Below are 12,154 nucleotides of genomic sequence, written 5' to 3' on the forward strand. Positions count from 1 at the left end.
GACAGACTGCTAAATTGACAGCGACGTTCAGTCCTCAGATACCAGAACCGTACAACTACACTGGGGTGGTTACGATTGCCAGCAACTCTTCCACCAATCCCAGCGCGGTCATCAACATGAACGGAGCCGGAATTGCTGCGTCGACGTTGAAGACTCTTTCGTGCGGCACCGCGAGCTATACAGGAGCAGGAACAGACGCCTGCACGGTGACGTTGAGCGGAGCAGTTCCAAGCGGGGGATTGGCAATTGCGCTGTCGAGCAACAATTCAGCCGTCACGGTTCCGTCTTCTGTAACTGTAGCGGCCGGGGCAACCAGTGCTGCCTTCTCGAGTTCAGTCACCGCGGTAACCACGTCTCAGACGGCCACAATTACCGCCACAGCCAGCGGCCTCTCCCAGACGTTTGCCATTCAACTGGGCACGGCAGGCGGTTCGCTCAGCATCAATGCCACCAGCGTTCCCTTTGGCGAAATTATCGCCAATTCCACGGCCACTCAGACCATCACGCTGACCGCGACAGGTACGTCTCCTGTCACGGTAAGGGGGGCCTCGATCGCTGGGAGCGGCTTCTCGGTTTCAGGGACGACCTTCCCCGTGACCCTAAATCCAGGCCAGACAGCAAATCTGAGTGTCGTGTTCGCTCCTCTAACAGCCGGTTCGTATACCGGGCAGTTGACGATCTCGAGCAACTGCACCGGGGGAAGTACGGGCGTCAGCCTGAGTGGAACGGGCGATCCGCATCGAGTGCAGCTTTCCTGGAATACGCCCAGCGCTGGAACTGACCCGGTGGTTGGGTACAACATTTATCGCGCGACCGCGGGAAGCTCAAATTACCAGCTCATCAACTCGGCTGAGGATTCCCAGACCACATACTCTGACACCACCGTGGTACACGCAACGAGTTACGTGTATTACGTCATGAGCGTCGATTCTCTCGGAGCCCAAAGTGTGGCTTCGAACACGACAACAGTGACGATTCCGTAGGCAAACCAGCCTGCAACATCCCATCCTGCCAGACCGAAGCGGGTTGTCTGGCAGGTGGGATGAAACTCCAGGATCTCGCGCTCAAAAAACCGTTCCGGCCGAGCCTGTCGTGAAGTTGAGCCACATAGGGAAAGACACGACAGGCGCGGGCCTTCCGATATCTGCGTTGAACAATGGACGGTCGTTAGAAATCTGGGAAGGGATTATGGCGGAGAGGGGGGGATTCGAACTCCCGGAGCCCGTAAAGGCTCACTCGCTTTCGAGGCGAGCGCAATCGACCACTCTGCCACCTCTCCGCTTTGTTTTTCCAACTTCTTGCTCGGCTGTGGAAAACCAGCCAGAGTGCCAAATGCCTGTCTCGGTTCAGACTCCCACTCGCGCGGAAGAAGTTCCGGGCCATCCAAACGCGGCCCGAATCACTTTAGGCACTCATTGAGAATAACGCATTGCCATTTGGATCGTCGAATGACCCACGTTACTGCAACTGACAAGGAAGCACAGCTTTTAACACCCAGAGAGGACAATTACGGAGGTTGCCGTTACCTACCGAGGGACTCTTTCGAGGCTCACGCGCGAGGAACCATTTGCAAAAGGACATTTCGCCCGGGGTTGTGCTTCTGGATACTGTGTCTTTTGCCAGTTTCAGAACAGGCCGGCCAAGGGTATTCTCCTACGCGATATACGCAATAGAAGTCGCAGAGATGCAAAGATCTACCGACACGGCTCTGTTCTCCATTTGGAAGGGCCCGCCGTCCATCGGGATTTCGTTGCTTCGGGGACCAACGCAAACCAGGATGCGGGTAGGTTTGGGTTGACTGATTCAATCAACGGAGATTCGGATGGGAACTGTCGAAGGCGTTCTCGGAGCCTCTATCCATGGCGTTGGGACCTGGCATGCGGATTGGGGATGGGGCTTGCTGGTGATCTTCCTAACGGTGATCATCCATATCTCAGGCCTCGGGATTATGCACGAGAGAGCCGCTCAAACATTGTCCCGGGTAAGGAACAAGCGCCATTCCGGAGTCAGATTTGTGCTTGTACTAGGCGCCGTCTCGATGTTGACCACTGCACTGCACGTGATAGAGATCATCATCTGGGCTATTTGCTTTCTGCTTCTTAATGCACTCCCTGACGCCGGTTCAGCAATGCTCTATTCGCTCAATGCGATGACCAGCTACGGTCACGAAAGTCTATTTTTGGAACCCCGCTGGCAGTTGTTAGGCGCGACAGAGGCGCTAAATGGTTGGCTGCTGTTTGGGCTCACCACTGCTTTCCTCTTCAGCATGTTTCAAAGGGCGTTGCAGACAGTTGAGCGTCAGATCCCGAACGATCAGTAGAACAACCCGCAAAGAACAAGTCTGCTTTCATCCCCGAGTTTCTGTTTGAATAATTCGGGTTGTAGGCCCTTGAGAGCATTCCTGCATATTTGATCGGGGTGCCAGGAGCTGGATGCGCGGTTGGCTGCAAGCTTGCAGCACCCCGGTACTCCAAGGTGATACTTTACCTCTTGGTTGTTTCTGGCCCATGCAGGCAGTTCCAAAGCAGAGGAAAGACACAATTTCCGGGTTCTCCCGCATAATGACTGGCTCCAAAGCAGGAAGGGAGCGTCACGGTTAATACGGCGTTCGACAGGGAGTCGAGTTTCTCATGATGGAATTCCACATCTCGCGGAAGGCGCGCGAACGATATCGGTTTGCTGAGTCGCTTTTCTCGTATAACGGCAACGTGGTGTTTGCCAATGTTGCGGCTTGCCGCGCCTTCGCCCACCAGATGAACCAGGTGCGCGAGGCCGACAAATATCCCGAATTGGCCGTCCATGCCGGGCAACTGTTTGCCATGGGTCTGATCGACGAGGCGAGCCACGTGCTCATGGCGCGTTACCGCGAGCAATTCGACCCTGAAGTGATGACGTCGGCGCTCGACTGGTTTGCGGGCCGCGTGGGCTCCCCGGAACTCGACACCATGCTGCTGACTTTTGTGGAGCATTTCCCGGGGCAGAGCGTGATGAGAGGCGAAGAAACTCCGCGGCAGTGGCTCAACGGCAAGACCGGCAGTATGCCGCACCGTGCCGCCGCCCTTGAGGAGTTACTGTTGCTGTGGTCGGCCAATCGCAACGAGGCATTCAAGAAGTTCGAAGAGCTGTTTGAAGACAAGCCGCTTGCCGAGAAGACTGTCTACCGGCAGGTTACGCAGGAACTTCCGCAGTATTTTGCGACGCGGCCCCTGATCCCGGTGGAGGGCGCGAAGGCGATCAGCCTGTTTGATCTGTTGCGTGCCCCCGTGAGCGGTGCGCCGGCTTCACTCGCTGAGCAACTGGCCCTGATTCGCAGGTTGTGGCGACCACTGCTCGGCGACAGCATGGACCGCCTGCTGATGATGGGCGGCGAAGTTCTGCATGAAGAAGAGATGGCCATCTGGATGCAGTTCAATCCGGATGCAGCCCGCGCGCGTGCCGCCGCTGAAGAAGCCGCGCGCCGCCGTCGCGAGAGCGGTACGCAGCAATGGCCCTCAATCGTAAGCGAGTCGCAGGTGCCGGTGTTCGGCGACCCTGCGCATGAGTACGAGAAGTTCAGCCCCGATACCGCCTGGATGCCGAACGCGGTGCTGATTGCGAAGAGCACCTACGTGTGGCTGGCGCAACTCAGCAAGCAGTATGGCCGGCACATTCATCGGCTCGACCAGATTCCCGATGAAGAGCTTGCGACCCTGGCACATCGCGGGCTCAATTCTCTCTGGCTGATTGGCGTGTGGGAGCGAAGTCGCGCGTCGAAAACGATCAAGCAGCTTTGCGGGAATCAGGATGCTGTCGCTTCGGCTTATTCGCTTTTCGACTACAAGATTGCTGAGGACCTGGGCGGCGAACCGGCCTACATCACTCTGCGCGACCGCTGTTATCACAAGGGGATTCGCCTGGCGAGCGACATGGTGCCCAACCACATGGGCATCGATTCGCCGTGGGTGATCGAGCATCCGGAGTGGTTCATTTCCCGGTCGGAGTCGCCGTATCCGGCATATAGTTTTAATGGCCCGGATCTCTCACACGACAACCGTGTCGAAATCAAAATTGAAGATCACTACTTCGAACAGACTGATGCTGCCGTGGTCTTCCAGCGCCGCGACAAGTGGACCGGAGACACGCGCTACATCTATCACGGCAACGACGGCACCAGCTTTCCGTGGAACGATACAGCGCAGCTCGACTATTTGAATCCTGCGGTTCGCGAGCAGGTGATTCAAACCATCCTTTACGTGGCGCGGTTGTTTCCGGTAATCCGCTTTGATGCTGCCATGACTCTGGCCAAGCGGCATTTTCATCGGCTGTGGTTTCCCGGACCCGGATCGAGCGGCGCCATTCCCTCTCGCGCCGAGTACAGCATGAGCCAGGCGGAATTCAACCAGCACATGCCGCACGAATTCTGGCGCGAGGTGGTAGACCGTGTCGCCAAGGAAGTGCCCGGAACGCTGCTGCTCGCCGAGGCCTTCTGGCTCATGGAGGGCTACTTCGTTCGTACGCTCGGCATGCATCGCGTATACAACAGCGCCTTCATGAACATGATGCGTGACGAAAAGAACGCCGAGTACCGCTCCGTCATCAAGAACACCCTGGAATTCGATCCGGACATCATGAAGCGTTACGTCAACTTCATGAGCAATCCTGATGAAAGAACAGCAATTGACCAGTTTGGCAAGGGCGACAAGTGCTTCGGTGTGACGGCCATGATGGCGACCCTGCCGGGACTGCCGATGTTCGGACATGGGCAGATTGAAGGGTTCACTGAAAAGTACGGCATGGAATATCAGCGCCCGCGTTATGACGAGACGCCGGACCATTGGCTGGTGGAGCGCCACGATCGCGAGATCGCGCCGCTGCTCAAGCGCCGCTGGGTTTTCGCCGAGAGCCACAACTTCCTGCTGTACGACTTTTTCGAAGGCTCGGGTTCGGTCGACGAGAACATATTCGCCTACTCCAATCGCACCGGCAACGAACGCGCGCTGGTGATTTACAACAATCGATACGGCACTGCTCACGGTACGATCCACAACTCCGCCGCCTATGCTGACAAAGCCACTTCGCAGCTGCGCCAACGCACCATCGGCGATGGTCTCGGATTTGGCGGAGACACCGGCGCAATCCTTGCATATCGCGATGCGTTGACCGGCCTTGAATACCTTCGCCGCGCCAACGACTTTGCCGACGGCGGCCTGACGTTTCACCTGCATGCCTACCAGTGCCACGTGTTTATGGATTGGCATGAGAAGTGGGCGTCCGCAGAGAAACCGTGGGACCGCCTGTGCGATCAGCTGAACGGACGCGGCGTCCCGAGCCTTGAAGACGCGCTTGTCGACATGGAGTTGCAGCCGGTTTACCAGGCGGTGCACGCGCTGCTCGATCAGGACATGATCCGGCTGCTGACCGACCTGGCCGAGCACCCTCGCGCCACCGCTGGCAATGGCACGATCAGCGTGGCCCTCGATCGCAAGCTGAATCGCCGGCGCAGCGAGCTATTCAACGTGGCATGGACTCGCTGCGAAGCCTTTCTGCGCATCGCGCAGCCTGCATTCCGCGCGCGCACCGGCGTACAAAAAGAAATGACAATGCCGGGATTGCTCGGACCGGCTTTCCGTGAGCGGCTCAGCGCAGCCATGCGCATCCCCGTGGTCGAGACCCTGTTCAAAGAGCCATGGACGGCTGCTGCGCGGCGCGTATTACCCAGCCCCAGCCCGCAAATGACCGCGACCGCGATGTGGGCGCCCATCATCGCATGGTGCGCGCTCGAGACACTGGCCGAATCCATTGACTTGGCAAAGCCGGAACAAGCTGCGCTCGACGCATTCGATCGCTTGCGTCTGCGGCAGCCCCTGGCCGAGTCGTTCAACGCTCTCGGGTTTGACGGCGAGGCGGGATGGCGAGCTGCGGCGCGCATAAAGGTGGTTTTACTCGCCAAATCAAAGAGTGACATCGGAACTCCGGAGCAGGGAACTGCAACTCACGAGCATTCAGAGAAAATTGCGTCGAAAGAATCCGAAGCCGCTCCGCCGAAGAAGCCGGCAGAGCCCGAAAGCAAGTCTGCGGCAACGTCGCAGCACGCGATCGAGATGGGCGGGATTTCGCGGGAGCTTTGGTCCGATCCGGATGTGAGATGGTTGACCGGCGTTCACGATGCCGGCGGAAGTTCGTACCTGGTGCGAGAGCCGTACGAAGAATTTCTATGGTGGCTGCAGATGCCGGCGCTTTTGCATATCGCCGGAGAGCCGTCGCCCAGTAGAACTGAAGTGCTGGCGCTGAGTAACAAGGTGCATGAGGCACTGGCTGCGGCGGAAAAGGCGGGCTACCGTCTGCAATCGATCCTGGGCGCCGACGAGGGGGAGGACGAGCGCAAGGCGAAAACGGCTGAGCAGCCGAGCAACGTAGCATCGACGCCCCTTGATGCGCTGGAGCGCAACCTTCCGCGCGGATCAAAAGCGGAATCGTCCGACACTGACGATTCAACCAAGGATGATTCGGAAACTGCCCCATCGAAACCGATGAAGTCGCGGTGAGAGTGCTGTCAGTTCTGACAGTAGATTTCCTCCAAGTGGGGGCCAGACACTGTCACTGACGGGAACAATCGGTCTTCGTGGAAATTGTTGAGTTTTCGCATGCACTGCCGGGACAGCAGCGGACCATTCAAAAAACTGACCGGTACCTTTTTCTTCGGCCTCCCATTGAGTCTTAGTGTGTAAGGGGATTCGATGGGAATTGCCACGAAAGAAAAATCGGAGGTTCGAGTCTCAACATGAAAGACCGCCTCCCCTCTTCGCTCCTGCATTCACTTCAAGCTGCCGCATACATAGTCATCCTCGTTTGGGGTGTCAGGTTCACTTCCGCAATTCTCGGCCCCCTGCTGCTCGGTCTCATGCTTGCCTACGCCGTGGTCCCTTTTCCCTCCTGGCTCATGCACCGGTTCAGGCTATCGAAGCGCCGGGCGACGACCCTCACAGTCATCGCCCTCATCTTTGCAGGTCTGACGGCCTTGTTCACTCTTGAAGCAGGCATCGCGAGGCTTGCGGAGAGAGTGCCTCTTTACGAACAACGTCTGGCGGGTCTCTACGATCAAATCACGGTTCTGATGATTCGCTTTCAAGGCATTAACCCCGCGAACCTCTCCCTGGAGAAACTGCTGACCCCTGAACGACTCGGCGCAATCGCGACTTCCGTGGTTCCGGGAGCGAGTGCAATTGCCTCCGAGTCACTGCTGATCTGCCTTCTGGCGTCTCTTCTTCTCATGGAAATGTTGCCAGAGGTGGGAATCGCGCCGAGCCTTCTCGCCGGCGCTCTGATGAGCCAGGCCTCCTATGCGAGAGGCTACGTGGTTGTTACAGCCAAGTCCGCAGGCATCAATGCGCTGATCAATTTGGCCTTTCTGTTTGCGATGGGTGTGGAAACCCCGATTCTCTGGTGTGTCCTGTATTTCTTTCTGGCGTTCATTCCTTTTCTGGGGCCCGCCATCGCAATGGTCCCACCGATTTTCCTTACCTTACTTATGTTCGGCTGGCAAAGGGCCGTTTTTGTGGCCTGTGTTCTGATCTTGACCCAGTTAATCGTTGGAAACGTGGTGATGCCGATCCTCGCAAGGAAGTCGATGAGTATCTCCTTTCTCGAAATCACGCTATCGCTGGTGGGCTGGTCGTTTCTCCTCGGAATCCCGGGCGCGATTGCCGGGATCCCATTGACTCTCGTTTTGAAGGAGTTTCTGGAGAATAATCTTCGGAAAAACGACCTCGCGGACCAAGCATCTGGATGAGTTGTGTATTTTGCCTCTATTGCGCATTCCGCTCGCTGACGAGCGCGCGCCGCTGTGGCGGGGATTTAGCAAATCCGCTGCTTGACAAACTGAACTAAACCGTTCAGTATTGAATCTCCGCCCCAGGAGGTCGCTCACTTGATCAGGGTGCAAAACCTCGTAAAGACATTTGGAACCTTCACCGCCGTCAACGACGTCTCGTTCGACGTGGCGGCGGGAGAGATATTTGCCTTCCTCGGCCCCAACGGAGCAGGGAAGACCACAACCATCAAAATGCTCACCACGCTGCTGCACCCCACCAGCGGCGCCATTCAACTCGACGGCCTCGACCCGCAAAAGAATCAGAGCGCGGTCCGGCAAAGCTTCGGAATTGTGTTCCAGGATCCCAGCCTCGACGGCGACTTGACGGCCGCTGAAAATATGGAGATTCACGGCGTGCTCTACCACGTCCCGCATAAGGTGCGGAAGCAGCGCACTGAAGAGTTGTTGAATCTCTTCGAACTCTGGGAGCGCCGCAATGACCAGGTGAAGAAGTTTTCCGGCGGAATGAAGCGGCGACTCGAGATCGCGCGTGGATTCCTCCACACGCCCAAAATTCTTTTCCTCGACGAACCTACGCTGGGCCTCGATCCCCAGAGCCGCAATCAGCTGTGGAACCACGTGAAGAGAGTCAACGAAGCAGAGAAAGTAACGGTCTTCCTCACCACGCACTACATGGATGAGGCGGACCGCGTAGCTCATCGAATCGGCGTGATCGATCACGGCAAGCTGGTCACCCAGGGCACGCCGAAAGAGATCAAGGAGCAGACCAATTCAGAATCTCTGGAGGATGCTTTTCTCAAACTGACCGGCTCGACCATCCGGGACGAAAGCGCAGACTCCGCCGACCAGATGCGGCAGTTTGCAAAGATGTGGACTGGAGGCAAACGATGAGCGCGATCTATATCTTGTGGCTTCGGGAGTTGAAGCGCTATACGCGGTCGCGTGCGCAGATCATTGCTTCGCTGGGCCAGCCGATGCTGTATCTACTGGTGCTCGGGTTCGGTCTCGGGCCTGTATTTAAGCGCGCCGGCAATGGCGACTACTTTCAATTCATTGCACCCGGTGTGATCGGCATGTCCGTCTTGTTCTCGTCGATCTTTTCAGGCCTCGGCCTTCTCTGGGATCGCCAGTTTGGTTTTCTCAAGGAGACCCTGGTTGCCCCCGTTTCGCGCCTCCAGATCATGATCGGCCGCACTCTGGGAGGCGCAACAGTGGCATGCCTCCAGGGCCTTTTGGTCATGGTGATTTGTCTGCTCGCGGGTTTTCGGCCCGCGCATCTCTCCGCCATTCCTCTCGCTCTTGGATTCATGGTGCTGATTGCCTTGAACTTTGCAGCGTTGGGCATGGCCATTGGCTCAGGCCTGCAGGACATGCAGGGCTTTCAGCTCATCATGAACTTTCTCGTGCTGCCCATCTACTTTCTCTCCGGAGCGATGTTCCCGCTCAGCGATGCCAAGAGCGTCTTGAAGTACATTACGCGCGCCGATCCTTTGTCGTACGGCATTGATGGAATGCGGAATGTGCTGGGCGCGTCGAACGCCGCATTCGATCCGAGGCTTGACTTCATGGTGCTGGCAGTCGTGGGCGCCATCCTGCTGGTGTTTGGAGCGTATCGTTTCTCGAAGATCGAAATATAATGCGCTCCATCGAAATCGAAGCATAATCATGGTCCGACCCCGCAGTATTGAAGCTCACGAAAAAGTCCTCAACGCCGCGCTCAATCTGTTCGCCGAGCGCGGCATTGAGGCCACCAGCATGGACTCGATCGCGCAGGCGTCCGGCGTGAGCAAGGCAACCATCTACAACCACTGGGCCGACAAAGAAGCCCTGCTGCTTGAAGTGATGCTGATGGTGAACGGCCTCGATCGCGAGCCAGAAGATGTCGACACCGGCGATCTGCAGCGGGACCTGACGACAGTGCTCACACGCAAGCCGCCAGACAAATTCGACGCAGCCCGCAATCGCATGACGCCGTCGCTGATTGCGTATTCTGCCATTCATCCGGAGTTCGGTAAGGCATGGCGCCATCGCGTTATGGAGCCTCCCCGCCAGTGCCTCAAGCGCGTTCTACGCCGTGGCATCTCCCGCGGCCAGCTGCCCCGCGATCTTGATCTCGAAGCCGCCATGGCACTGCTGCTTGGCCCCATGCTCTACGCGCACGTCTTCCACAAGGAGCAGCACCCGAACGCTCCTGACCTCGGTCCAATGACCGCGCAAACTTTCTGGCGCGCACACAGCCAGGCGCGTGAACAGCACATAGAAAAGGCTGGAATCAAAAAGGAATCGTCCACAGCAAAGAGAAAGCCGACCAGAGCTAAGAGCTGATAGCCGATGGTTGAAAAGATGGGTTAAGTTTGTCCAAGCCGGCCTCGACCCGTAGAATCACTAGGAGCAGCACGCGGGACCGATGGATCGGTTCACGTCCCAGCCGCTGCCAACTTCAGATGACTGAACACGCATCAGGTTCACCTAACGCCCCGCAGCCGGAATCACAGGCGTGGAAGAGAATTGAGACGGCACGCCATCCCCAGCGGCCTTACCCCATGGACTTTATCGAGCGAATCTTTACGGATTTCAGCGAGATTCACGGGGATCGCGCCTTTGGCGACGACGCCGCCGTGGCTTGTGGCATGGCAAAGCTTGGCGACGACGAAGTGTTCGTGATCGCCAATCGCAAGGGCGGCAGCACCAAGGAGCGCGTAAAGCGCAACTTCGGCATGCCCAATCCGGAGGGGTATCGCAAGGCGCTTCGCGGCATGAAGATCGCCGAGAAATTTAACCGCCCGATTATCAGCTTCATTGACTTGCCCGGAGCCTATCCCGGTCTCGGCGCTGAAGAGCGCGGCCAGGCGGAAGCCATAGCGCGCAACATACGCGAGATGGCGCGACTGCGCGTGCCGACCATTTCCATCATCAGCGGCGAAGGCGGATCCGGTGGCGCACTGGCGCTGGCTGTCAGCGACCGCGTGCTGATTCTCGAAAACGCGCTCTATTTTGTGATCACGCCGGAGTCATGCGCTGCCATCATGTGGCGCGATGCCTCGCATAAACAGCAGGCCGCCGAAGCCATGCGCATCTCCGCGCCCGAAGTCGCCGCGCTGGGGTGCATCGACGAAATCATTGCAGAGCCTCCGGGGGGCGCGCACACCGATCACCCCGTCGGCGCTGGACTGGTAGGGGCGGCAATTCAGAAGCACCTCGCCGAATTGAAATCGATGCCCGTTGACGCCCTGATTGCAGCGCGCCAAAAAAAGTTCCGCAACATCGCCCAATGCTATACAGAAGGATAGTGCGCGTGACGCTCCGAATGCCTGTCGAGCGCGAACGCATGCTCTTCCACCGCCGATTGCAGATGACCGCCAGCCACGCAGATTCGCTTCATCAAAGGAGTTGGGGATGAGTGCGCTTGCACGCGGCGGCAAAATGCGCGCCTACCTCGAATTCATCGCCGCAGTCCTTTACTTCTTCGTGGCGCGGTCGTTTGCGCACAACGCATCGATCGCCATCCATCGGGACGTGTGGGCGCCGCTCGTAGAGCAGTTCCTGCTTGTGTTTTTTCTCGTGCTCGGCTACGCGGCCTTCGGTTCGCTCTTCGACCGGCAGGTGGGTTCCATTGCCGCGCAAGGGCTGCCCCTTCGTCCCGGCTGGACACGGGAAGTTGCCGCTGGCATGGCAGTCGGGTGGGGAGCGGTTGTGGCATGTGTTCTTGCCATGACGGCGATTGGCGGCATCGCTGTCGTTATCACGGCGCAGCCGTCTGCGTGGTCATGGCTGCTGGCTGATGCTGCATACTTCGCGCTCCTCGCGCTCGGCGAAGAGGTCGCCTTCCGCGGATATGGGTTCCAACGTTTTGCCCAGGTCGTCGGTTCATCCGGCGCTGCCTTCGGATTTGCGTTGTTCTACGCCATTGTCAATGCGCTACGACCCGGAGCAACCAATGCGAGTGTCGCCATCTCGGTGGTCTTCAGTTTCCTGCTGACGACGGCTTATCTGCGCACCCGTGCTCTCTGGGTAAGTTGGGGATTCAACTTTGGCTGGAAAGCCTCGCAGGCCCTCATCTTCGGATTGACGGTGCGGGGTGTCAGCAGTCATTCGCCCATCATTGAGGGCAATCCGATGGGGCCATTCTGGCTGACCGGCGGCGGATATGGAATCGACGCCAGCTGGTTCGCTTGCCTGGTGCTTCTGATTGCGTTTCCAGTAATTTATCGCGTAACCCGTGACCTGGACTTCCACTACAACGCTCCCATCATCGTTCCCGGCGGAGTCGCCGTAGACCTGGATGCGGCTGCGCGCCGCCAGCACGAAGCCGCGATGGCACCCCCCACGGAACCGGCCCCGCCG

The 12,154-nt window shown here is 58.0% G+C and carries 9 protein-coding genes and 1 tRNA gene; 9 read left to right on the plus strand and 1 reads right to left on the minus strand.

Annotated features, from left to right (window positions below):
• Positions 1-983 (plus strand): choice-of-anchor D domain-containing protein (locus tag WA354_RS14675; protein ID WP_472813765.1); only part of this gene is annotated, 983 nt, incomplete at its 5' end.
• A 206-nt stretch (positions 984-1,189) separates the two neighbouring features.
• Here WA354_RS14675 and WA354_RS14680 read toward each other — a convergent pair.
• A tRNA-Ser gene (locus tag WA354_RS14680) sits at positions 1,190-1,279 on the minus strand.
• 543 nt (positions 1,280-1,822) lie between these two features.
• On the opposite strand from WA354_RS14680, the gene WA354_RS14685 reads away from it, so the two are divergent.
• From WA354_RS14685 to WA354_RS14720, 8 genes are all read left to right on the plus strand, one after another.
• Positions 1,823-2,320 carry a hypothetical protein gene (locus WA354_RS14685; protein WP_472813766.1) on the plus strand — a complete coding sequence of 166 codons (498 nt, stop codon included), beginning with the start codon at positions 1,823-1,825 and terminating at the stop codon, positions 2,318-2,320.
• Positions 2,321-2,630: 310 nt separating this feature from the next.
• Positions 2,631-6,524 (plus strand): alpha-amylase family glycosyl hydrolase, encoded by a 3,894-nt coding sequence (locus tag WA354_RS14690; protein ID WP_472813767.1) that lies wholly within the window; start codon positions 2,631-2,633, stop codon positions 6,522-6,524.
• A gap of 236 nt (positions 6,525-6,760) precedes the next feature.
• Complete coding sequence (locus WA354_RS14695) at positions 6,761-7,768, plus strand: AI-2E family transporter (protein WP_472813768.1); 1,008 nt, start codon at positions 6,761-6,763, stop codon at positions 7,766-7,768.
• A 147-nt stretch (positions 7,769-7,915) separates the two neighbouring features.
• On the plus strand, positions 7,916-8,701 hold the full coding sequence (locus tag WA354_RS14700) for an ABC transporter ATP-binding protein (RefSeq protein WP_472813773.1): 786 nt from the start codon (positions 7,916-7,918) through the stop codon (positions 8,699-8,701).
• Positions 8,698-9,447 carry an ABC transporter permease gene (locus WA354_RS14705; RefSeq protein WP_472813769.1) on the plus strand — a complete coding sequence of 250 codons (750 nt, stop codon included), beginning with the start codon at positions 8,698-8,700 and terminating at the stop codon, positions 9,445-9,447. The genes WA354_RS14700 and WA354_RS14705 overlap by 4 nt, the downstream gene beginning before the upstream one ends.
• A gap of 28 nt (positions 9,448-9,475) precedes the next feature.
• Positions 9,476-10,135 (plus strand): TetR/AcrR family transcriptional regulator C-terminal ligand-binding domain-containing protein, encoded by a 660-nt coding sequence (locus WA354_RS14710; RefSeq protein WP_472813770.1) that lies wholly within the window; start codon positions 9,476-9,478, stop codon positions 10,133-10,135.
• Between the two features lie 119 nt (positions 10,136-10,254).
• The gene (locus WA354_RS14715; RefSeq protein WP_472813771.1) at positions 10,255-11,100 is read left to right on the plus strand and encodes an acetyl-CoA carboxylase carboxyltransferase subunit alpha; all 846 of its coding nucleotides are present in this window, start codon (positions 10,255-10,257) and stop codon (positions 11,098-11,100) included.
• Positions 11,101-11,206: 106 nt separating this feature from the next.
• Positions 11,207-12,154 (plus strand): lysostaphin resistance A-like protein (locus tag WA354_RS14720; RefSeq protein ID WP_472813772.1); only part of this gene is annotated, 948 nt, incomplete at its 3' end.

It is taken from the genome of Occallatibacter sp. (genome assembly GCF_049802275.1).
GTDB lineage: Bacteria > Acidobacteriota > Terriglobia > Terriglobales > Acidobacteriaceae > Telmatobacter.